Raw genomic sequence first — 22,617 nt, 5'->3', positions numbered from 1 at the left:
GTCCCTATCCCGGACTTAGCCACATTAAGCGCATAGAATCGAAGGGCTGAGGGCCATTCATGGTTAAGCGGGCAGTCATCACGGGCATTGGCGTTGTCAGTCCGAACGGAATTGGCAAAGAAGAGTTCTGTCGGGCAATCCTGGCAGGCAAGAGCGGCGTTAAGAAAATTACGCGGTTCGATGTCAGCGATCTTCCGGTGCAGATTGCGGGCGAGATCACCGATTTTGATGAGCTTTCCTGGATCGAGGCACGCGAGCGCAAGCACGTTTCGCGCGCCGTGCCGTTGGCGGTTGCTGCTTCCACTGAGGCTCTTCGGGATGCAGGCATCGATTGGGCGTCGATGTCACTCGAGCAGAAGCGCGATGTTGGCGTGATGCTCGGCAGCGGAGGTGGAGCACAGGAGTTCAGTGAGGAGCAATACCGTCATTACTTTCAGGGCACAGTCAAGCAGGCGAGCTTGTTCAGCATTCCCAGCGGAACGATGGGGACGCTCTCCAGCGAAGTGAGCATGCGGTTTGGGTTTCGTGGATTCAGTCATGTGTTTACTACCGGCTGTACTTCCTCCACCGATGCGCTGGGTTACGCTCTGCGTCAGATTCAGTTCGGGTCTTTGCCTGCGATGCTGGCTGGTGGCGTCGATACACCACTCGCGCCAGGCATTATGAAGGGATTCTGCCTGATGAAGATCATGACGCAATCCTGGAACCATGATCCTCAACGCGGTTCGCGTCCATTTTCGCAAGATCGCAATGGCTTTGTGGTGGGCGAAGGCTCGTGGATGTTTGTGCTCGAGGAGTATGAGCACGCGCGGGCACGTGGAGCGCGCATCTATGCGGAGATCGTGGGATATGGTTCTACCTGCGAAGCCTTTCATCGCGTCCGGTTGGCAGAATGCGGTGAGGAGCCGGCGCGCGCGATTCAGCTTGCGATGGAGCAAGCTGGCGTCTCTGCTGATAACGTCGACTACGTAAATCTTCACGGTACATCTACGCAGCTGAATGATCGCATTGAGACGCGCGCCCTTAAGCTTGCTTTAGGCGCGCGCGCGTACTCTACTCCCATGTCAGCATTGAAATCCCAAATCGGGCACCCGCAAGGGGCATGCGGAGCCGCAGGAGTAGCGGCGACGGTGATTGCGATGCATCATGGGGAGATTCCGCCGACCATTAACCTTGACAATCCAGATCCCGAGTGCGATCTGGATTACGTGCCGCAGCCTGGCCGAAAAGTTGAGATTGAGCATGCGGTCTGCAACTGCATCGCGTTTGGCTCGAAGAACTCCGCCCTGGTGCTAAGAAGAATCGCGTAATGGTGGCCGCAGCGATACCCCTAGTGTGCTGGGAACGTAGAGGGATCCAAGTATCAGTGCCGTGGCGGCTACTACCGCCGTCGGTACAGCCTGGAGCCGATTTAGAATGGCTCCTATGAATCTCGACGCCATTCAGTCTGGACTCAAAGAGCGCAAGCTGAGCGCTTGGCTCTTCTATGACCATCATCATCGTGATCCTATTGCCTATCGCGTGCTGGGCTTACGGCCCGATCTGATGGTCACGCGGCGATGGTTTTACCTCATTCCCACGGAAGGGGAGCCGCAAAAGCTCGTGCATCGGATCGAGGCAGGGCATCTCGACGATCTGCCCGGAAACAAGAGGAGCTATTCCTCGTGGCAGGAACTGCAACGAAATCTGCAGGAGATCGTTACTCCTTATCGCAACCTTGCCATGCAATATTCGCCGCAAAATGCAATTCCATACGTCGGGTTGGTAGACGCCGGCACAATAGAACTCGTGCGTAGCTTTGGAGTGAATGTTGTCAGCTCGGGCGATCTGGTGAGCCAGTTTGAAGCGGTGCTCAGCGACGAGCAGATTGCTAGTCATTTCATCGCGCGTGATGCCATCGATCGCATCACGGCCGGAGCGTTCAAGACAATCGGCGAGCGCGTCCGCAATGGTGGCACACATGAGTACGAGATGGTGCAGTGGATCCTCGAGGCTTTTCGTCGTGAGAACCTAGTGACGGAAGACTCGCCTATTGTTGCGGCGAACGCGCATAGTGGAGATCCGCATTTTGAGCCACGGCCAGACAAGTCACAGCGGCTGAAAATGGGCGATTTCGTATTGCTTGATATCTGGGCCAAGACTAGAGCTCCGGGAGCTTGTTATTACGACATCACTTGGACGGGGTTCATTGGCGAAAATCCTGGAGATCGGCAGCGTGAAGTGTTCGAGATTGTCCGCGATGCACGCAAGCTGGGTTGCGAAACGGTGAAGAAGGCTTTCGCCGATGGCCGTAAGATCGCCGGCTGGGAGGTCGACAAGGCAGTGCGCGAATTCATCCACAGCAAGGGTTATGGCGACAAGTTCGTGCACCGCACGGGGCACAACATCAGCAACGCAATTCACGGCAACGGCGCCAACATCGATAATTTTGAAACTAAGGATGAGCGCGAAATCTTGCCAAACACCTGTTTCTCCATTGAACCAGGAATTTACCTATCCGAATTCGGCGTGCGGAGCGAGGTCAATGTGCTCACGCGTCCAGGTAAGGCAGAGGTGACAGGGCGAGAACAGGAGGAGATCGTGCTGATCTAACTGCTGGGCTTCTAAGCTGCTAAGCTTCGGAGCTTTGTCTTGGAGGCATACGTGACCGATTTCAAGCAGCTCAAAGTTTGGCAGAAAGCTCATGATTTGACGCTCGCCGTCCCTCGAATGACTCCCAGTTCCCAAGGGAAGAGCTTTACGGATTGACCTCCCAGATGCGCAGATCCGCGATCTCCATTGGATCGAACATTGCTGATGGTCGCGGTCGCAATGGTGATCCGGCCTTCCAACGGTTCATTTGGATTGCGATGGGCTTGATGGCCGAACTTGAGTATCAACTGCTACTGTCAAGGGACGTAGAGTATCTCAAACCGAAAAACTACGAAGAACTGCTTCGATCCATTTCGGAAGTCGGCAGGATGTTCGCTGCGCCGCGATTGAAGGTTAAGGCAGCCAGCGTGGTAACGAAGTAGATGCCGCAACTTGGGCCGCTCGGACTATAAGGCCCGTATTTTCAGAGTGTTATGGCTTAGAAGCTCAGCAGCTTAGATGCTCATTCGCATTTTGCCGTTCAGAGCGTGGCATAATGTTCTGAGGAAATTATGACTGCTCTTCATCAGCAGCTTGGGGAATGGTTAGGCGTTCGACCTCCCGAATCGGAACAGGATGTACTCAATCTTATCGAGCGTCAGCTTCCTGCCTCCGCAATCAACCGCTTGCTCACGCTTGGGGTTACTCGCTCCGAAGTCGGCGCCCTTGTGATTCCCCTGCGTACCCTCCAACATCGGCGGTCGCGCAGAGAAAAGCTCACCGTAGAAGAGTCGGATCGCCTGCTCCGACTTATGCGTGTGCTTTCCCAAACTGAAAGCCTGTACGGATCGCGGGAGAGAGCGCTGGCGTGGCTGCGCCGTCCGAATCCGCGGTTGGCCAACCGCTCTCCGTTTGAGCTGCTGAAGACCGATGCGGGCAGCCGCATCGTGGAGGAACTGCTCGTTCAAATCGACGAAGGTATGTTCGTCTGATCCAGCTCTGGCGTATCAGTAAGCACAAGGAGCTAAGTGGGACCGGCGGCTTGCGTGCTCCCGGACGCTGGCATAACGCCGGCTCTCCCATTGTGTATCTTGCTGAAACTCCCGCTGGCGCCCTGCTCGAAGCCTGCGTGCACACCAGCGCAAATGATTTTCCTCCAAAGTACACGCTGCTTTCGGTGCGCATCGATGATCAAATCCGTACCGAGATTTTTGATGGAAAAGCACTACGCAAGGATTGGATTAATCATGTGGACGAGACGCGCGAGATCGGCTCCGAGTGGCTGAGATCGCAACGTTCCGCCCTGCTGCTGGTGCCGAGCGCACTGGTGCCAGCAACTTCGAATGTATTGCTGAACCCGCTGCATCCGGACGCGGCGCGAATAAGGATTGATTCTGCTTACGAGTATCCATTTGAGATGAGGATCAAGAAATAGCTGGGGAGCTATCTTCCCGGGCCGACGTTCTCATCGGAATTCGGATCCCACGTGAGTTCCACTCTGGAACCCTCTTTCACCTTCCCGGTAAAGCCACTCGCTTCCTCCGGAGGTAAACCCGCCAGTTCGCGCTTGCGATTTTGAATCTCGCGCAACTCGCGCAGAATCTCCGCCTCCTGCTTGACGTATTCATCTTCGGTGATCTTGGCCTCCTCGAGTTCTACCTGAAGATGCAGTAGACGTTCTTTAATAGGAGCGTCATCGGTGTACTGCTCCTCAGCCACTTTGGCTAATGTCCGGAGAATCGACTTGAAGCCGGTGATCGGGAGAGCGAGAAGGTCGTCGATGAATAGCACGTCGTTAGCTTGCCGTTCCTCTCTCCAGCTTCAATCGTATGTTCACGAAGTTATACGGAGGCCATGGGCCGGTATATTTGAAGTTCAAGCGATCGCCGAATTTTTGCGCCACTGCATTTACGGCGGCATCGAATTCGGATTCCTTATCTTTTTGGATGAGGAAGGCGGCATTCATGATCATCTTGTCGCCAATGACCTTGTTGTCACGCGACGCCACACATACAGTTCGAAGTCCGTCGTAAATCTCGCGGACGACCTCAGCCGCGCGCTCGGAGAGTGCCTTGTCAATCATGCGTCCGAGCTGCATGCGGGCGAAGTAGGTGGATTGCAGGTGCTTGCGCGTGAGTTCGTGCTGGAAGCGATGAATCTCTTCATTCTCACGCTTTAGCTCTTCGACGATACGATCGCGATCCCAGGTCACCTTGAGCCCAAATTCCAGCTTGTTGGCCATCTGCTTGAGCACATCTTTGAGGGATGGATAAATGCTCTTGAGCACCTCGCGGATGTCGTCGTCCGTGCGGAAGACCGTGCCGAAGCTCATCGGGATGATGGTGTTCGTCTTCATCACCGTTTCGATCACATGCTCGTGGGCGAGGGCATTTTCGCGTGTGGGATCGAAGATGAAAACTGGGGTTTTGCTTACGACTGCGGCGACGTCGCCGTGGTGGACTGAATACACGTTCTCGCCCATGCCACCAATGCCGATCTTGCCGAAGCTGACGTTGTCGCGTGCTTCGATCACTCCGTACACATAGCGGCCCTCTTGCTGCTGTGATTGGGGCTGGCCGTTAAATTGCGCGACTGCGGGGACGTCGACCGGTTGCAGGCTGTGTACTTCCTTCCTTGCGGCTTCCTTCTTCGGCCGCGCCGTGCCTGTGCCCGCTTTCTTCTTCGCTGTTTTCGAGGGACTCATACTTTTCTCTCAAAAGTTTATCGATTGTTGTAAAGAATTCTTCGATGTCTATCGGCTTGTATAGAATGGCAATCCCATCTTTACGTGCCTGCTCGGCTGTCTCCTTGCTTGCATATCCGGTAAGGATCGCGGCCTTCGTGTTCGGCTTCTTTTTGCGGCCGTAATCGATGACCTCAAATCCGGTGTGCTCTTGCTCCAGCGAGTAATCGCAGAGTAGGAGATCGAAATCCCGGCGATTCAACGCCTGCAAGGCTTCCGCTGATGAGATTGCAGTCTCTACATCGTATCCCTTGCGCGACAAAATAAGGCCGTAGGTAGTGAGCACTGCGCGCTCATCATCCACAACCAAAATCGAGAATTTCTGGTCGGAGGACATCTAAGGCAAAACCCTTTTCACCACGGAGATTGAGACATGGAGAGAGGCGCCGGTTTGGCTTTTCTGAATCCTGACACATTTCTCATTAACAGCCATGTTTGTGGCCCCGCCGATCCGCCTGCTCTAACGGATTTTCTCCGTGCTGTGTCCCGGTGATGAGCAAGTGCTTACCTCACCGCGGGCAATTCGATCTTGAAGACCGTACCCCTGCCAACCTTACTTTTTAAAGAAATCTTGCCCCCATGGTTGCCGATGATACCGCGAACAATCCACAATCCGAGTCCTGTGCCCTTTTCACCTTTTGTCGTCACGAAAGGCTCGAAAATGGTCTTTCGCAATTCTGGCGGAATTCCGCTTCCAGTATCTGCCACCAGAAGGCGAATACTTCCCAAGGGATACTCTTTGCTGTGATGCACATGGCGCGTGCGTATTTGTAAGCTGCCGGCGTCAGGCATGCTGTCCTTCGCATTAATCACCAGGTTTGAGAGGACTTGGCGCAGCTGATCAGCGGCCACGACTGCAGCGGGCAACTCGCGCAGCTTGGTCTTAACCTCGATGTTGTTTCGCTGGAGCTGCCGATTCAACAACAGAAGGGTGTCTTCTACGAGCAGATTGATGTTGACCGGCTTGACCTGCTCGTTGTTTCGATAGAGACCGAGCATCTGCCGAACGATGCGGGCGACGCGCTCGGTCTCGGACTTCAGAATGTCATAGATTGGTTGCGCATCGGCTTTCACCGAATCGGAAAGCAGATAGATGGCGTTCTTGATCGCCTCCATGGGATTGTTCACCTCATGGGCGATAGTTGCAGCCAGGCGTCCGGCGGCAGCAAATTTTTCGATCTCCAGCATGCGACGCTCAACTCTCAGCTGCTCGACACGCCGCAGCGCTGTCAGATCCCGCAAAACCGTGACCGTGAAAGCTACTTGTCCTCGCTCGTCATAAATCTTGCCGGAACGTGTGTCGTACTCGATCTCCTGCTTCGTATCGGGATCGGTGAGCTTAAGAGTGCCACTTTCTTTATCGGCAAAGCCAAAGGTGAAGGCAGTCACGTATGCGTCAAGTTGCGCCTGATTTTTGACACGAACGGTATCGGACAGCGTCTCCTTCTCGCTAATACCAAACAAATTTTGCGCAAGCGGATCGAGAAGCACGACTTTTGCCGATCCGTCGCATACCACAATGGGATCACCGACGCTTTCAATGATTACGTTCAGACGGTCGCGATCCTGACGGACTACTTCCTCAGCCGCACGCAGCTTCTCGTAGTTCGTACGCAATTCCTGGTCAGCCCGGCGGAGATCGGTGACATCGCGCATCACCGTAACCATGCCTAGAGGCATGCCGTCTCGGGTAAATGTTGGGGTGCAGACGGCCTCAAAGAGCATCTCTTCGCCTTCGATGGCATCGATCAACGTGAGATCGCGTGAGGCTTCTACGCCGGAAACGGCTACTGAAGATAGTGCTGCGGAGAAGAGCAGATTATTCATCTCGACAGCTCGCGCCAAGCCTTCGGTGAGGCCTTCCGCGACGGTGCTATCAGGGACTTTAAAGAAGCGTTCGGCGGCCCGATTTTGAACGATAACCCGGTAATGATTGTCCGTCAGGATAACCGGATCGCTCATGGATTGCATGACGGTTTGCAATTGGGCGATGGTCACGTCCATGTCCGTCATCCGGTTGTAGTAGTGCTCGACCTTGAAGAGTCGAGAGAGATAGCGATTCGCCATCTCGATCAAATTGCTAAGGGGCACCAGTTCTGGTGTGCTTTTTGTGGGAAGCTCAACCCCAACTAGTGCGGCATAGGCGCGCATGCTGCAGGTGCCGCATACCTGGCTTTCGAGACTCATCTTGCGGCGGCGCGCACTGTTGTCTACAGCCAGGCATTCTGCTCGTCGTTCCCGCTCTGCTTCCCAGCAGACGGTCGTATTGTTGTAGAGAATTGGGTGACAGTAGAGCGAGCGGTGGTGAAGGGAGGAGTCTCGTACCACGCTCGGTCTCTGCGAATGCAGCACATCAACAACCGGATTTCCAGCCGCAAATAGCGAACTGCGAAACCGGTCTAGATAATTCTTGGAGCAGTTCAGTGAGGCTGAGGGGAGGACCTCGCCAGTTTCGAAATCGACAGCAACGATGAATGTGCGTTGGAAGCCAAGGTCAACGATCTCCTCGAGCAGGATCGGATAGACTTCCTCAGAGCGCTCGGCCTGGAGCAGTCTTAAGGCCGTCGGGGTGCGTCGTGACGTAACTCGAACGCGGCGTTTGGCCGGCTCTGGCTTCAGCAGACGAAGTTCAGGCGTTGCCATTAGGATCCCTGGGGGCGTCTGGGCTTACCGCCGACCTCCGCCTTTTTTGGTCCTGCGAGGACGAGGACGTGGAACCGGCACTAGCTCCTCGCCTTCTTCCTCTTCGCCCGGTAATCCTTCCTCACCACTTGCCAATTTCGGACGGCTGATGGTAGGCATCAGTCCGACTGCATCGGCGTATCGCAGGTAAGTCTCAATGGAAGCCACCACAACGCGGGCTTCAACGGTAATGAGATCAATCCCGACCAGGGAGATCCGCACCCATGCGTCAATGACCATGCCCTTGTCGAGCACGCGATCAAGAACATCTATCAGGCTTGATCCGCCGGATACTCTCTCAACAGCCATCTGGGCCCCTCCTCAATTTCTCCATGATTTCCTGTTTCATTTGCTCTATCTCTGTCGCGATCCTGGTTTGGGCCGCGTAACTGGAGGAGTCGCTGACCGTCGCGGCCTTCCCCCCAACGCAGAAGCAACGCTGCGTCTTTGTGCCGCCGGCAGACTACGCGGCCTTGTGTCCGGCATCTGACGTGTAAGGTTTGGATCGAACTTCCACCAATTCATCCCGATCTGCTCGGCTTTATCGACGGAGCAGATCAGGAGCCGAATGCGGATAGTCAACAGTTCAACATTGGCCAGCGATACCCGGATATCTCCGGCGATCACCAGACCCTTGTCGAGGATTCGATCCAGGATGTCTATAAGGTTTGTAGTGCCGGATACTGTAGGTGCGCGATCCATCCGCCTCTCTCTACACTGAATACGCTAAAACACGAACTGCTCACTGTACAGAAAACAGCACCATTCAGCCAAGGCTGCGAGCCCTGTAAACAAAAATAAATCAGCGGAAACGACACCAGAACGGGTGGGGGGAAGCATCCGCAGGGAAGTACCTAGACAGATTCATAAATTCGATGCGGCTTGAAGAGGCGGAGTTGCCTCTGTGTAGAAATTTCAGCCCGGCAGTGCGGCCCGGGCTGAGACTTTCAGCTTGTTCGCTAGATGCGTACCGTACTCATTTTGCACAGACAAGACCGCATTATGGATTTGGACTGTTTATTGACGCGCGGAGCTCATTGACCGCGCGGCGAAGTTGCTGTCGCTACGTCCGTTCCGATCGCATCCCCCGAAAGTACCAGTTCCACGCGACGATTGCGTTGGCGGCCCTCAGGGGTATCGTTGCCGGCGATAGGCTGCATTTTTCCAAATCCTCGTGCCGTGACCGACGTTGCAGCCACACCTTGATTTACAAAGTAATTACGTACAGCTTCTGCACGCTGTTCGGAGAGCCGTTGATTGTAATCGTCGGTTCCGACAGCGTCAGTGTGTCCCTCGATCGCAACCTTCAGGCTCGAATAGGCCAGCAGGATGCCGGAGACCTTGGCGAGTCGCTCACGGGCTTCGGGCTTCAGTTCGTATTTGCCAGTTTGAAACAGCACGTCGCCCATGTTTGCGATCAGACCGCGGGCACTATCGTGCGTCTCAAGTACCGCATTGAGCTGCTGGAGAAGACGGGCGCGAAGTTCAGCCTTGTCTTTTTCTGCCTGCTGGCGCAGGCGATCGGCTTCTTGGGCAGCGGCACGGGACTTGTCGGCTTCCGCTGCTAACTGCTGCTGTTGCGCCAGTGCGGCCTGGCGGGCGGCTTCCGCCTCTGCCTTGGCTTGTTCAGCCTGAGCCTTGGCCTGTTGGGCCTGCTGCGCTGCTAATTCCGCTTCCTTGCGCATGCGCTCGGCTTCGCCTCGCGTTGCTTCTGCCGTGGCGCGATCCTCTTCTGCCTGCTGACGACGCTGGGCTTCCGCCGCCGCTTGAGCGCGAGCTTGGGCTTCGCGTTCTTGCGCTTCACGCGCCAGGCGCTCTTCTTCCTGCTTCTTGAGCGACATCACGCGCCCATCTTCCGCCGTTTGCGCCGCGTCGCGAGCGTATGTTGCAACCGAAGATTTCTGCTTGTTGCGATATGCCGTCTCGGCATTCGCCAATGATTTTTCAGCATTGGCGAGAGCACTGGCTGCGTATTTGTCAGCATTCGCGTTGCGAGCAATTCGAACGGCGTTGCGTGCCTCAAACAGCTCAAGCGGAGTGCGCGGATCGATTCCGAAGATCGCATTCTCAATGCGCGCATTGCTTGACCTATACGCGTCGCGTCCTAACAGCTGATAACTGAACTGGATCTGCTGCTCCATGCCGGCGGTGTCGGAGCGCAGCACGTTTTCCGAGATTACGAGACTTCCCGGCTGGGTGACAGCAAAGTACGGCTCGGCGGTCACGACGAGGCCGAAAGTCTGCAATTCCGTGGTGGCTTTCACCTGGGCTTGTCCGTGGCTGAGCACCAGTTCACCAAGGTTTACAGCTCGACCCTGAGGACTGATTGCCCACAAGACATACGTCAGGTACTCCATGCCGAACTTGTTGGCGGGCTCAAGGCCAGCCATCTTGAGTTCTACTTCCACACGTCCACTTCGGCTCTTAACCTGCGCATCGCCGTTGGCCGAAGGCATGAGCGAAGTGCCCTGCATGTCGACTTTCGAGGACGAAGCATTTCGGTAGTTGATCGCCTTCATCTGGTGAGCAACGGAAGTCTTACCTGGCGATGAAGCCTGTGAAGATGAACTTTGAGCGGCAGCCGTAAAGCTGAGAGAAGCTGCCAGGGCAAGATGAACGAGTGGTTTCATTGACCTCTCCGAATGGCGCATTCTGGGGAAGGACAGAGAATCGCCTAAAGGATGTTATGCAGCATCGGCCTGCCCGAGAACATCACTCAGGTACTAGAACGGTTGGACGTTGCCAACACAGGTGCCTTTGGCCGCGATGCTGGAAGATGGCCACGAAACTGCCCGACGTAGGGACCCGCGAATCCATGATCTTGCTCCAATTGTCGTTTTTCTTAAGCTGGTGGCACAGCCGCCCTCGGCTGTGAGTCAGCGGCTATAGAGGCGACCCCCTTGGCCATGCGACACAGCGTTTTTACTTTTTTTCGTCAGTCCACAAGTGGCCTAGCGGTCCTAGATCGAGATTCAAATCCTCTGGCCTAAGACCGAAATGGTCCGCGAGTTCGCGGATCTTCTGCTCGAGCTTCATCAACGCGAGTCCCATTTCTTCGATCTGAGAGTCGGCTAAACTGCCGCCTTCCATGCGGCGAATGGCTTGACGCTCGAGAAGTTTGCGAAGGAGCTCGATGAGACTGAGCACCAGGCGTGCGAGCCCTTGCTCGATGTTTTCGGAATTGCAGTCGAGACGCTGCGTAGTTCCACCGGCAATCGACGCCAGTTCCTGGTTGAGGCTTTCGATGGCCTGTTCCATGTCATCGGGAGCGATCTTCTTGGGTTCGTCGCTCAGGGTTCAGATCTCCGCGGAGCTTCCAGGAATTCCGTTGCCGGCCAAGGCCCGCTCCAACGTAGGCTAGTGTCGTGCTCGCGCTTGCCCAGTCTCTCACGGAAAGAGGTGACGTTAGCTCGGTCAATGAGTGCGTAGAGACGCATTCCTTGTGAAGTGTCGCGCTCGCGCCATTCGATCACCTCCGATGAGAGTAGGTTCTTCAACTCTTCTGCTGTGTTGCGTAATTGCCAGGACTCAGCTGCTCGGGCCCGCAAGTGCGCTGTGCCGCTTATAGCGTTTGTTGGTGAAGTGGTGGACGATGTGAGGCGAACTTCCATTTGCGTGTGCTTGGCATGGTTATTGAGAAATGTCGTATAGCGCTGCGACTCCTGTTGTAAATGCCTGCTGAGTTCTGCTGGTGTCAGCCAGGTAGGGAAGCGAAACGGCACCACGGCTGTTTCGTCAAAGACTGCATGTACGACTTTGTGGAATTCCAGGGCTGCTTGCTGAAAGATTCTTGGTGAGATCTCGCTTCTCAAAAGCTCGGAGTACAGTCCCCGCAGATTACCCTCACTCATTTGATGAATGCCGGAATTCAAAACTCCTGTTTTGGGAGTCGAAATACCAGAATCGCGAAGCACAATACAGTAGGGAAGTACTGGCATCCGAGCTCAGGAGGAGACGGAATGCTGCTCAATGTGCTTCATCGCGGTTTCGACAGAGGTAAGGATTGCATTCAATCCTAAGAAAACGAGATCGACTCCGGCCACCGAGATCACCAGACTCCCGTGCAGGACGATGCCAGCGTTCAGGACATGATCAAGGATGTCGAGCAGGGAAGCTTCGTCTTCAGCGGAGCGGGCAGGCTCGAGAATTACTTCGGCTTTGTTGACAGTTGTCATCCACAATCACTCAGTTGCGGTGGAACCACTTGGCTATAGCAAACTTTACCTTGACACGTCGGACCAGTTTGCCCGCCTCAGCTTCGCGAATACCTGCCTTAATTTGCTCGACATGCGAAGCCAACACCCAAGTCCACAGGAATAATCTCGCTGCGCAGGCGGCGGAAATCCAGGCCGGTTGCCCCTATCTCCTCAACTTTCGCCGGTTCTTGCGACCTGGACGACAACCTTTTATTCCTTGACCCATGATTCGTCATCATACTGCCGAACAGAACGCCTTCCAAGGCGTCACACAAATGAATACGGCGGCCAAGGCCCCGAACATTGGATTTCGCGGCGATCCGCCCACCGGGTGGCGTATCGCTTCAGCATGCTGTCCCATTTCGGGCGATCTTTCTTTCGAACCAGGAATGAGGCCTGCCACTCGAGATTGCTTTGGCCTGAGCTGACTTTGCCGGCAGGAGCTGAATCCGCCGCGATCGCCTGCAGCTCGCGCGCGAATTCAACAACGTCTGGATCGAGTTCCGTGCGCTTCTTGACTTGAACCATGGCTTTGGCTCGCAAGTAATCGTGCCCGGAAGTAGTTTCAATCGGAGACGCCGGAGGCAACGGATTCAGAAACAGCTTCACACCCCATTCTTCTGTGCCTTCAATGCGTAGAAGCGTCGCGGTGAGTTTGTCCTTTTCGGCCCGCACGTGTTCCAGCAACGATTGTTCATTTTTGAAGATGGTACCGAAACGGGCCGGCAGCAGCGTGACGGATTCGGAGATTTGAGAAACCGTGCGCTGATGACGTACGCTTGCGCCTGCCAGCCATTCGAGATCCTCCATATGGGCAGCCAACTTTTCTCCGAACTCCGTTTCGGGAACGCGGCTTAACCAGGCTGTCAGCCCCGAGTCTTCGAGGGTTTCGACCGCAGCGATTCCATGAATCGACCCCGTGATCTTCACCTTCGGATTTTTTGCGCTAATGCCATAGAGGTACAGCAAGCGGGCGCTGTTCGCTCGCGATTTCGATTTCAGTGTATTTGCCACAGTCGTTTCGTCAGTTTTTTCAGCCCGGAAAGCTCAGAAATCTGGCCAGCGAAGTTGGGGACTCCATAATGCACGAGATTATCAGCACGTGGACGCGATACAGTCGCAAGCTGCCAACGGCGTGTCAACTCACAACGCGGACAATTTCGCGATTCTTTCTCTGTAAGAATCCGATTCACGAACACAGCCGTGGGCGTGAGCTTCAGCTCGCGCAAACTCTCAAGCAAGCGTTCGGTCTGGCGATCAGGCAGCGGCTCCGGAAGCATGACCACAAAAACGTTGGCGCTCTTTTTATTCTTTAGCAGAGCCGTAAGCTCTCTCGCGCGTTGCGAGATCGACGCGACTTCCACTGCCAGATCCTGCGCCAGCGGCAGTGTACGGTGCCGAGCAAGGCTTTTCAACAGCAGGCGCGCCCACACGACCAGCCGCTCAGGCGTGCGCAACAACTCGAGCGCATGGCCGGTGGGCGCCATGTCGATCACAAGCGCTAGGTTGCGTGTCTCGACAAAGTCGAGCAGCTTGAAAACTGCAAAAATCTCGTCTACTCCTGGAGGCACGATGTCGAGCAACGTCGAGATCATTTCATGTTCAAACGACAGCTGAACGTGCAGTCCACCTCGCTCCATCTCGAGCGATTGCGAGATGATTCCCTTAACCTTTTTACTCCAAGCCAGGAATTCAGCGGGCGAGTCGATTTCCACGGCAGCGAAGTGCTTATCGTTCAAGACCGGCTTTGCCTCAGCCCCAACTTTCTGTCCAAACAAGTCGTCGAGCGATGGAGCGGGATCGGTGGAGCAAATTAAGAGGTTCTCGCGCGGATGCCGCTCGCGGCGGGCATAAGCGAGGCCTCCGGAAATCGTGGTTTTTCCCACTCCGCCCTTTCCGACTGTGAGTGTGAGCTGCGTCTTAGTCACTGGCCACTTCGCAGCTTCAAACTTCACCGGAGTTGTGCGCTTCGGTCGAGACATCTTGAGCCGGAGAGGCTTGTCAGCGAAGACGTGCTCGCCAAAGAGTCCCAGGTTTTGAGCGCCAATGAGCGGCGCACCTGGGTCTTCTCCTGTAAGGATGTCCGCATTTGGGAATCGGCTCTTCACGAATTTCAACGCGGCTGCATACTCCTGCACACGTTTGTGGCAACGTTTGCAACTTCGAGCGCGGGTTACGACACGATTCAGCACCACTTCCTCGATCTCTGCACGCAAGTCGTGTTTCAGCAGGCGAGCAGTTCGTGAAGCTTCTTCGAGCGAAAACATTTCTGCGCTGCTGACCATCACCAATTTCGATTGCTTTGACGACAGCGCAGCTCGAAGAGAAGTCAGTACGTCGTCCCATTTATCGAGGACTTTGGGCCGTCTTAGAGTGGTGCTTCCGCCGAAATGCTGAGCCAAGACTTCGTCGCGCTTACCTGAGAGCTCCAGAAATTCCAGGAAGCGCGCGAGCTGTGTGGGGATGCGAAACAGCTGAAGCGTGTGCCCGATAGGCGCCGTATCAACCACAATCTCATCGAACTTGGCGCTTTCCAGGAGGTCGGCAATTGTAAGCAGCGCACTTACTTCCGCAAGTCCCGGCAGAGTTGTTTCAAGAAACGAATCAATTTCTGTTTTTGAAAGAAAGGTTCCTTGCTCAACCAGATTCGTGATCGCGTCGCGGTATTCATCGAGGAATTCTTGAAACCGAGCCCCGGCATCCACTTGCCAAACCGAGAGCTTGCCGCGGGGTACGCCACGCACTGTCTGCATTCCCGGCTTCAGCTTTAGATCGAGCACATCGCCGAGAGAGTGCGCCGGATCGGTTGAGATGAGCACCACACTCCTCTGTCGCTTAGCGCTCGCATGAAGGGCATATGCGGTGCTGACGGTAGTTTTCCCGACACCTCCTTTGCCCAAAAAGAAGGTGAGTTCGGGATTTTTCGCAGTCTTTTGTGGCATCGATGACCTGGAATGCGCAACTCCCGGACAGAATTAGACCGTAAGAAATAGTTCTGCGAGGCCTAGGGAGCCCCAAAAACTGTCAAATGCAGCACTTAATCGCCCGAAAATCAACCCCGATCATCGCACTTCGGCCACTCAGAGCGCCTCCCGATAGAGGTTATTTTTCAGCAACATGCGTATCCAGCGGTGGTTCGGCGCCAATATTTCCGGGCTGTGCCCATTTACAGTTGCACAGAAGCACCCCGAAATGCGAAACTTATTGTGCTTCAGCCACTTAACTAGGCACATTTCCTGTGACTTTTGAGCGGCTGAGACATCTTACAGATGTCGGCTTCAACAACCCCGTAGGTGGGGCGTGAAACTGCGCAGCGCACCTACTGGAGCCGGCGGATTGCTTTCAACATCCCCGTTTCGAGCAACGTCGCCGAATTTTTGGTCGGTAGTTGTGTCGAGACTGAAGGCGGAAACTTGATGACTGCCGTTGCCGACCGAGCTTTATGCTCGCTGGATAATTATCTCGTCCTCCCCGATCATACGATGGATGACCGCATCGCCGAGGCTCGTCGCGAGCTCGGTCGCGACTGCTTCATTCTTGGACACCACTATCAGCGCGATGAAGTGATCCGCTTTGCCGATTACACTGGGGATTCTTACAAGCTTTCCAAGATTTCCGCGCAGACGGATGGACGTTACATCGTCTTTTGCGGCGTGCATTTCATGGCGGAAAGCGCAGATATCCTCGCGCGATCTGATCAGCAGGTGATTCTGCCGGACCTCAATGCAGGGTGCTCGATGGCTGACATGGCTGAAATCGGCCAGGTAGAAGACTGCTGGGAGCAGCTGGAGAGATTCGGAGTGGTTGGGAGGGACGGCAGCGGCATTACTCCGCTGACATACATGAACTCCGCCGCGGCCATTAAAGCCTTTGTAGGCGAACGCGGCGGGCTGGTTTGCACCTCCTCGAATGCAGGCGCTGCATTCAAATGGGCCTACGCGAAATCCCCCAAAATTCTTTTTCTTCCCGATCAGCATCTCGGACGCAACACAGCTTACAAGCTCGGAGTGCCACTTTCGGAGATGGTGGTGTGGGATCCGTACATGATCAATGGCGGACTGACACCGGATCGTCTGCGCGCGGCCAAAGTGATTCTCTGGAAAGGACATTGCTCGGTACATCAGCGTTTTCTACCGGAGCACGTCGACAATGTGCGCGCGAAATATCCGGGAATTCAGGTGATTGTGCATCCTGAGTGCCGCTGGGAAGTCTGCCAGAAGGCGGATCAGCTCGGCTCCACTGAGCGCCTGATTAAGATCATCGAAGACGCCCCCGCAGGAACGATGTTTGCAGTTGGAACAGAAATTCACCTTGTCAACCGCATGGGCAAGCGCTTCGCAGAGCAGAGAAAGAAAGTCATCACACTTGACGATTTGGGATGTCTGTGCACGACGATGTTCCGAATTTCGCCGCAGCACCTCGCGTGGGCGCTGGAAAACCTTGTGGATGGCAACGTGGTCAATCGCATTCGCGTGGCTGACCATGTAAAGTACTGGTCCAGAGTTGCGTTGGATCGGATGTTGGAGATCGGGACTTGATTTTGCCATTCCGAATGAAGTGAGGAATCCCTATCGTTTCCATGCGCTTCCGTACTACTGCCACGCAAAGGCCGATAGGGATTCTTCGCCGCAAACTGGGCGGCTTCGGAATGACATAAAAGAAGCGCCATCGACTAAAATAGGTTCATCCCATATGGCACAACGCACTTTTACCCTGCAGGAAGCCCAAGTCCTGCTGCCCGTCCTTAGGTTGCTGTTGAAGCAGGCGATTGACGGAAAGAAATTGATTGAGACGATCGATGCTGAGTTTCAGGCGCTCGGGCAACGGATCTTCTTGTCAGGAGGTCTGCTCGTCGAAATCGGAAAAGCTGCTACACGCCGGGCAGAGCGCGACAAGACTGTTCAGCGGATCAAAGATGTCGTGGCCGAAATTGATGCTACCGGGGTTCAGGTGAAAGATCTCGATATGGGCCTGCTCGATTTTCCCTGTGTGGTCGACGGCAATACGATTCTGCTCTGCTGGAAAATGGGTGAGGATAAGATTACCCACTGGCACGGAGTTGACGAAGGTTACGCCGGCCGCAAGCCGATCGATGAGAACATCAAGAAATTGAAGAAGAAACCAAATTAGCTTTAATGTCGAGCAATCGAATTGTCTTGATACGACATCGATTGACCGCTTTCTAAATTCTGACAATACGATCTGTGCTCCCCTCGCTGCGCAAATTTCCAAAAACTTTGGTTGCGTCATTTCTCTTCGCGATCTTAATCGCACTCTCTGCGTGCGGAATACACGGGGCGAGCAAGCAGGAAGACACTCTCTACGTGACCGCGCCTCAGGCATTTCTTCGCGACCGGGTCGCGCCTGTGTATACCAAAGCGGGAACAGTCCGCAACGGGGACCGCGTAGTGGTGCTCGAGCGTGGTAAGCGATGGGAACGTGTGCGCAATGCGGCCGGAGAAGAAGGATGGTTGCAGGATCGCTATCTGGTCGGCGAGAACGTATTCGCCGCCTTCCAGCAGATGTATCGCGAGCATCAGAATGATCCCATGCAGGCGCAAGGCGTGCTGCGCAATGATTTCCGCCTCCACCTCTCACCCGGACGTGATACCGACAGGTTTTTTTTGATCAGGGAAGCAGACAAAGTTGACCTTCTGCAGAGGACGACTGTAGCGAAGGCGGCGAGTTCTGCTCCACCCCCTCCGCAGCTGCAATCTGGCTCTAGCGCTTCCGAAGAAAAGCAGGACGCCAGCGATGCCGCTAGAGAGGACGAAAAGGAATACAAAGCGAAGGAGAAGCCGTCTTTAGCTGTGGCTGCGCCAAAGAAACCTGCTCCCCAAGAGAAGCTCACAGCAAAGGAAAAAGCCAAACACGACAAGATGCTGGCATCGGCTCCAAGTGTTTCTATGGAAGACTGGTGGCTGGTGCGTACCGCGCAGGGACACTCCGGATGGGTCCTCGCGCGGATGATCGACGTGGATGCACCACTGGAGATCGCGCAATACGCCGAAGGTCAGCGGATTGTTGCTTTCCATCCACTGACTACCGTTCACGACTCGGAATTGAACAAAGATGTGCCGTACTACCTGGTCCTGATGACTGAGCCGAAGGACGGAATGCCCTTCGACTATAACCAGGTGCGCGTCTTCACCTGGAACAACCGTAAGCATCGCTATGAAACCGCATATCGGCAACGGAATGTATTCGGATTGCTGCCCGCCAGCGTCGGTAAAGAATCATTCGAGAACCTGGGCCAACAGCCGACGTTTACGATCCACGTAAAAGATGAGAACGGCAGCACGGCTGAACAGAAATACCGGCTTGAAGGCGTCATCGTGAAACGAGTCCTCGCACCCGGAGAGACTCCAGTGAAAACTGCGCAAGTCTCCACTCACAAGAGCAAGAGAGCGGTGCGCTGAATTCCAGACCCTTCATAAATCCCAGAGCAAACGAAAAACAAGCGAGATAACCGGAGATTTTCGAATTCTTGCCGAAAATTGCGGAATTCTCCCCAAAAATCCGAAATTTTGCTTGCAGCCAGGACATGGCAGGGAATTCTAGATTTTCGCCTGCATCTTTCTGTGTGATAAGCAGTTATTCGGAGTTTCTGGCCCAAATAGAGTTAACAAGCGATTGCTTAGGGAATTTAAACAGGCGCATATCTCATCCAACGGTCGGAGCTGCTGCAACTCCGCGCCAATGTACGCCCTGCTTTGCGCCGCATCGTGCCAGATGCGTTCACAGGCATCAGGATTCTCTATTCTAGAATCCAAGGAACCCTATGGCGGAAAAGGTTAAGAAACTTGGGCTGAAACGCGATTACACGAAGTATCTCTACTTTTTGGACAAAGACGGCAACGTCTGCCAGAAGCCAAAGTCAGGCGACGGCAAAACGGAAATTGTCGTGGACAAGGCAGTAGACCGCGACAACCAATATCTTTATTTCATCGATAAAGAAGGCGACGTGTCCCGGTCGCCCCGAGTATCGCGAGGCAGCAAGAAAGAGGCTGCTTAGCCTCACCATACAGCGTGAGCTCAAGCGACAGTTGGAACCTTCTGGTCTTTCGCGACGGTAGGCGTGTTCTCAATGGGCCCGAACTTCTCGGCACGTTGCGAGAGAACCTCAACGCCCTGTACTCCATTTCAGACTTCAGTCTTCCATCCACCCGAGAGCGATTAACCGAGGCGCTGCTTCGGTCAGGGGAGCTGGAGTGCTCTCTCGCGGATCATGAAGGATGCCACCGAGCAGCCGACATCCTGGCCAGAACTACGGATCAGCTCGCAATCGCACTCTCCGGACAGTTGAAGCTTCCCTCGCCCATCCTTGACAACATCAATGCTCTGGACGTCCCCGAGCTTCTCGCCGTTCCCATTCCGGAAGGATTCTGCTATTACGCGCTGCACCCGCTGGATTACATAGACCTGCTGAATGAGAACCCACTCAGCGCTCCTGCCGCAGCAGTCGTCGGAATTCGATCGATCGGTGCGACGCTCAGCGCCGTTGTGCGTGCCTGGTTCGAATTGCGCGGAATTCCGGCCGACCGGATCACTGTCCGGCCGAGCGGGCACCCGTTTGATCGCACGCTGATGCTTTCCGATCGGGATCTGCAGTGGATTACAAATAAACTTCAGCGCCACGCATTGTTTCTTGTAATCGATGAAGGCCCAGGGCTCAGCGGATCGTCTTTTCTGGCGGTTGCAGAGGCTCTGGTTCGAGTTGGCGTGCCACAAGACCGCATTCTCCTGCTGCCAAGCTCACAACCCAAATTGTCATCGCTGCTGGCGCCGAATGCGGCTACGCGCTGGATTCGCTTCAAAAGCATTGCGCTGAAGCCCACGCGGCACATCCCAACAGACGCCGCTGACGACATTGGCTGGGGAGCGTGGCGAAGCATGGTATTCGCTAATGAACATCAATGGCCCGGAGTGTGGTCCTGGACGGAGAGACGGAAATTCCTCTCAGCCGACCGGCGAAACATCCTTCGTTTCGACGGCTATGGGCATTATGGAAGTGCCGTCCGCCGCCGAACCCACATATTAGCGGAGCATGGCTGGGGCGCGCATCCTCATCCCGCAGCGGACGGATTTAGCAGGTGTACATGGATCGCTGGCGAGCGGCGGACCCAAGCCGATCGCGACATCGTGCTGCAGCTTGCCCGATACTGCACGTTTCGCGCAGCCCATTTTGAGACTGCAAACGCTTCGACCAATGCACTGGAGGAGATGACCCAAATTAATCTCGAGCGAGCGTTGAATGTTTCGCATTCCGTCGTTTTGCCAATTGAGCGGCCGGTCATTGCAGACGCGCGCATGATGCCTCACGAGTGGATTGCTACTGACCGTGGTCGTCTGTTTAAGGTCGATGCCGCCACCCACGGCGATGATCATTTTTATCCCGGCGCAACCGACATTGCCTGGGATCTCGCCGGCGCCATCGTGGAATGGAAGCTTGATGAAGAGGCTAGTGATCTGCTGATTGGCGAATACGAGCGAATATCCGGCGATTCGATTCAGACGCGTCTGCCAGGATATCTAGTCGCATATTGCGCTTTTCGGCTGGGATTTATCCTGAGTGCCGGACGTTCCGTGAGCGACGCTAAAGAAAGCGCCCGCTTCCGATGCGAAGCCAATCAATATCGGGGAAAACTCGGGTCCTTGCTCCCATTAGCGACAGCGGCCAAAAACCTCACTCACCCGGAGCTCCGGGCAGCGGCTCTATGAATCCAAAAAATTCAATTTCTCCGTGAAAACTGGGACGAACGATACTGCTATCAAGTGGGTGGAAGACGGTTCCAGTCGGGAATTCCTGTCGTCCAACCGCCATCTCTTAGTGATGGCGATTCCAAAAATGGGATTCAGTCTGCGTAACTTCAAGAATGCGTATGCAAAACTCAGTGATGAGTGGGATCCCTCGTCCCTAAATCTCTGATTTACATAAGTTAACATTTGTTTACCAGCTTGGTTGCTGACCTGCTTAGGAGTTAGGCATTCGTCTTTGCTGGTGCCTTCGCACCGACTTCCGGGCTCTCGGAATGAGCGGGCAAGCGCTCCCCGAAATTCAGTTCGACGGCTGAACGCTTGCCCAGCGAAAGACGAACCATCTCCGAGGAGGATCGATGCGGCAAGATTTGCTTCGAAAAGCTATTGCAGGGCTGGCATTTGTGTTTATGGCTCTGGCGGGTGTAACGGCACAAGTCACCAGTAGAGGCACAGTAACCGGCACGGTTACCGATCCCAGTGGCGCTTTGGTCGCCAACGCCACAGTGATTCTCACGGAGCCGGCGACGGACGTCAGCCGGCGCACCACGACCAACAGCGCAGGGATCTATCGTTTCGATGCGGTTGACCTCGGCACGTACGTCGTGGAAGTGCAAGCGCCCGGGTTCAGGACGCTTCGCAAGAGCGGTCTCGAGGTGCAGGCGGCGCGTCAGCTCGAAGTCGATTTCGCCTTGAACGTCGGCGGGGGCAGCGAGATTGTGAACGTCGAGGCTTCCGCGGCGGAGGTTTCCCTCCAGACCTCCGAACAGGTTCGCAGCGAGCACATTTCCTCGCGTGCCGTAACCAATTTGCCGTTGATTGGTCTGGACTCTTTGACGCTTGCCATGACAGCGCCTGGCGTCGTGGTGTCGCCTAACAGCAACATCAACCAGAACGGGACTCTTGTTTTTACCGTCAATGGCCAGCGTCCACGCGGCAATAACTTTCTGATCGATGGCGTCGAGAACAACGACATCTCGGTTACCGGCCCGGCGTACACGATTACTAATCCGGACGCGATTGAAGAAGTCAACGTACAAACATCGAATTTCACCGCTGAGTTTGGACGCGCCGGAGGCGGGATCATCAATCAAATTACCAAATCAGGAACGAATTCCCTGCATGGAACTGCGGCGTACGCCTATACCGGCGACGTGTTCAAAGCACTGAATTACAACCAGAAAGTTGGTGGTTTAACGCGGCCCCCGCGAAACGTGCACAATATTCCGTGGTTCAGCATCGGCGGGCCAGTCGTACTGCCGCACTTGTACGACGGCAGAAGCAAGACGTTTTTCTTCGCTAGGGGTTGCTGCAGTGTTGCAACCGTTGGCAGCAAGCTGTCCAAATGTTGCGCTTTATCTAAAAGCTCTCGGTTCGGTGCGCGGCGCTACATCGCTTTCCAACATCAGTATTCAAGCTCCGAGTGCTACAGGCACTTGCAATGGCTCGGCGCGCACAGGCCAAAATATTCAAACCGGCCTTTTCGTTCGCGTGGCCTCCGCTGCGATTCCGGACAACAATCATCAGATTCGAATTGATCACATCGCCTCGGACAGACAGTCGCTGAGCTTCCGCTGGCTTTACGACAGCAACACGAATGATCCTGGATTCAACCAGAACGGCCTTGTCCCCGGCGTGCTGCCCGGCTTTGACAACAGCTTCACCGGC

At 55.0% G+C, this 22,617-nt stretch carries 23 protein-coding genes; 11 read left to right on the top strand and 12 right to left on the bottom strand.

The window, feature by feature from the left end; genetic code table 11:
• Window positions 1-59: 59 nt before the first annotated feature.
• The 5 genes from DMG62_08915 to DMG62_08895 all read left to right on the top strand — a co-directional run bounded on the left by DMG62_08915 (window position 60) and on the right by DMG62_08895 (window position 4,006).
• Window positions 60-1,310, top strand: a complete 1,251-nt coding sequence (locus tag DMG62_08915; protein PYY23211.1) for a beta-ketoacyl synthase — start codon at window positions 60-62, stop codon at window positions 1,308-1,310.
• A 115-nt stretch (window positions 1,311-1,425) separates the two neighbouring features.
• Window positions 1,426-2,592: a hypothetical protein gene (locus tag DMG62_08910; GenBank protein PYY23329.1), complete on the top strand. Its 1,167-nt coding sequence runs from the start codon at window positions 1,426-1,428 to the stop codon at window positions 2,590-2,592.
• Window positions 2,593-2,756: 164 nt separating this feature from the next.
• Entirely contained in the window at window positions 2,757-3,014 is a 258-nt protein-coding gene (locus DMG62_08905; protein PYY23210.1) for a hypothetical protein, read from the top strand.
• Between the two features lie 129 nt (window positions 3,015-3,143).
• Window positions 3,144-3,563 carry an antitoxin gene (locus DMG62_08900; protein ID PYY23209.1) on the top strand — a complete coding sequence of 140 codons (420 nt, stop codon included), beginning with the start codon at window positions 3,144-3,146 and terminating at the stop codon, window positions 3,561-3,563.
• A complete protein-coding gene (locus tag DMG62_08895; protein ID PYY23208.1) occupies window positions 3,560-4,006 on the top strand; it encodes an RES domain-containing protein in 447 nt (148 codons plus the stop codon). Before DMG62_08900 ends, DMG62_08895 begins: the two co-directional genes overlap by 4 nt.
• A gap of 8 nt (window positions 4,007-4,014) precedes the next feature.
• Here the strand turns inward: DMG62_08895 and DMG62_08890 are convergent, their stop codons facing one another.
• From DMG62_08890 to DMG62_08835, 12 genes are all read right to left on the bottom strand, one after another.
• Complete coding sequence (locus tag DMG62_08890; GenBank protein ID PYY23207.1) at window positions 4,015-4,362, bottom strand: hypothetical protein; 348 nt, start codon at window positions 4,360-4,362, stop codon at window positions 4,015-4,017.
• 4 nt (window positions 4,363-4,366) lie between these two features.
• A complete protein-coding gene (locus DMG62_08885; GenBank protein ID PYY23206.1) occupies window positions 4,367-5,275 on the bottom strand; it encodes a GvpL/GvpF-family gas vesicle protein 1 in 909 nt (302 codons plus the stop codon).
• Window positions 5,151-5,651: a hypothetical protein gene (locus DMG62_08880; protein ID PYY23205.1), complete on the bottom strand. Its 501-nt coding sequence runs from the start codon at window positions 5,649-5,651 to the stop codon at window positions 5,151-5,153. The genes DMG62_08885 and DMG62_08880 overlap by 125 nt, the downstream gene beginning before the upstream one ends.
• 167 nt (window positions 5,652-5,818) lie before the next feature.
• Window positions 5,819-7,957, bottom strand: a complete 2,139-nt coding sequence (locus DMG62_08875) for a hypothetical protein (GenBank protein ID PYY23204.1) — start codon at window positions 7,955-7,957, stop codon at window positions 5,819-5,821.
• Window positions 7,958-7,981: 24 nt separating this feature from the next.
• Window positions 7,982-8,305, bottom strand: a complete 324-nt coding sequence (locus DMG62_08870) for a hypothetical protein (protein ID PYY23203.1) — start codon at window positions 8,303-8,305, stop codon at window positions 7,982-7,984.
• A 45-nt stretch (window positions 8,306-8,350) separates the two neighbouring features.
• Window positions 8,351-8,698 carry a gas vesicle protein gene (locus DMG62_08865; GenBank protein ID PYY23202.1) on the bottom strand — a complete coding sequence of 116 codons (348 nt, stop codon included), beginning with the start codon at window positions 8,696-8,698 and terminating at the stop codon, window positions 8,351-8,353.
• Window positions 8,699-9,030: 332 nt separating this feature from the next.
• Window positions 9,031-10,647: a flagellar motor protein MotB gene (locus DMG62_08860; GenBank protein ID PYY23201.1), complete on the bottom strand. Its 1,617-nt coding sequence runs from the start codon at window positions 10,645-10,647 to the stop codon at window positions 9,031-9,033.
• Window positions 10,648-10,918: 271 nt separating this feature from the next.
• Window positions 10,919-11,254, bottom strand: coding sequence for a gas vesicle protein K (locus DMG62_08855; protein PYY23200.1), 336 nt, complete (start codon window positions 11,252-11,254; stop codon window positions 10,919-10,921).
• Window positions 11,255-11,286: 32 nt separating this feature from the next.
• On the bottom strand, window positions 11,287-11,934 hold the full coding sequence (locus DMG62_08850) for a hypothetical protein (protein PYY23199.1): 648 nt from the start codon (window positions 11,932-11,934) through the stop codon (window positions 11,287-11,289).
• Between the two features lie 6 nt (window positions 11,935-11,940).
• Window positions 11,941-12,171 carry a gas vesicle protein gene (locus DMG62_08845; protein PYY23198.1) on the bottom strand — a complete coding sequence of 77 codons (231 nt, stop codon included), beginning with the start codon at window positions 12,169-12,171 and terminating at the stop codon, window positions 11,941-11,943.
• 288 nt (window positions 12,172-12,459) lie between these two features.
• The gene (locus tag DMG62_08840) at window positions 12,460-13,206 is read right to left on the bottom strand and encodes a hypothetical protein (GenBank protein ID PYY23197.1); all 747 of its coding nucleotides are present in this window, start codon (window positions 13,204-13,206) and stop codon (window positions 12,460-12,462) included.
• A complete protein-coding gene (locus DMG62_08835) occupies window positions 13,191-15,134 on the bottom strand; it encodes a hypothetical protein (protein PYY23196.1) in 1,944 nt (647 codons plus the stop codon). Before DMG62_08835 ends, DMG62_08840 begins: the two co-directional genes overlap by 16 nt.
• Window positions 15,135-15,608: 474 nt before the next feature.
• Between DMG62_08835 and DMG62_08830 the strand changes: the two genes are divergently transcribed.
• The 6 genes from DMG62_08830 (at window position 15,609) to DMG62_08805 (ending at window position 22,487) form a co-directional block, all read left to right on the top strand.
• Window positions 15,609-16,730 (top strand): quinolinate synthase, encoded by a 1,122-nt coding sequence (locus DMG62_08830; GenBank protein PYY23328.1) that lies wholly within the window; start codon window positions 15,609-15,611, stop codon window positions 16,728-16,730.
• A 154-nt stretch (window positions 16,731-16,884) separates the two neighbouring features.
• Window positions 16,885-17,322 carry a DUF2203 domain-containing protein gene (locus DMG62_08825; GenBank protein ID PYY23195.1) on the top strand — a complete coding sequence of 146 codons (438 nt, stop codon included), beginning with the start codon at window positions 16,885-16,887 and terminating at the stop codon, window positions 17,320-17,322.
• A 107-nt stretch (window positions 17,323-17,429) separates the two neighbouring features.
• Window positions 17,430-18,611: a hypothetical protein gene (locus tag DMG62_08820; protein ID PYY23194.1), complete on the top strand. Its 1,182-nt coding sequence runs from the start codon at window positions 17,430-17,432 to the stop codon at window positions 18,609-18,611.
• Window positions 18,612-18,973: 362 nt separating this feature from the next.
• The gene (locus tag DMG62_08815; GenBank protein ID PYY23193.1) at window positions 18,974-19,207 is read left to right on the top strand and encodes a hypothetical protein; all 234 of its coding nucleotides are present in this window, start codon (window positions 18,974-18,976) and stop codon (window positions 19,205-19,207) included.
• 14 nt (window positions 19,208-19,221) lie between these two features.
• Window positions 19,222-20,913: a hypothetical protein gene (locus tag DMG62_08810; protein PYY23192.1), complete on the top strand. Its 1,692-nt coding sequence runs from the start codon at window positions 19,222-19,224 to the stop codon at window positions 20,911-20,913.
• A gap of 395 nt (window positions 20,914-21,308) precedes the next feature.
• On the top strand, window positions 21,309-22,487 hold the full coding sequence (locus tag DMG62_08805; GenBank protein ID PYY23191.1) for a hypothetical protein: 1,179 nt from the start codon (window positions 21,309-21,311) through the stop codon (window positions 22,485-22,487).
• Window positions 22,488-22,617 lie beyond the last annotated feature (130 nt).

Source organism: Acidobacteriota bacterium (genome assembly GCA_003225175.1).
Classification (GTDB): domain Bacteria; phylum Acidobacteriota; class Terriglobia; order Terriglobales; family Acidobacteriaceae; genus Gp1-AA112.
This window is presented reverse-complemented; position numbering and strand designations above follow the sequence as displayed.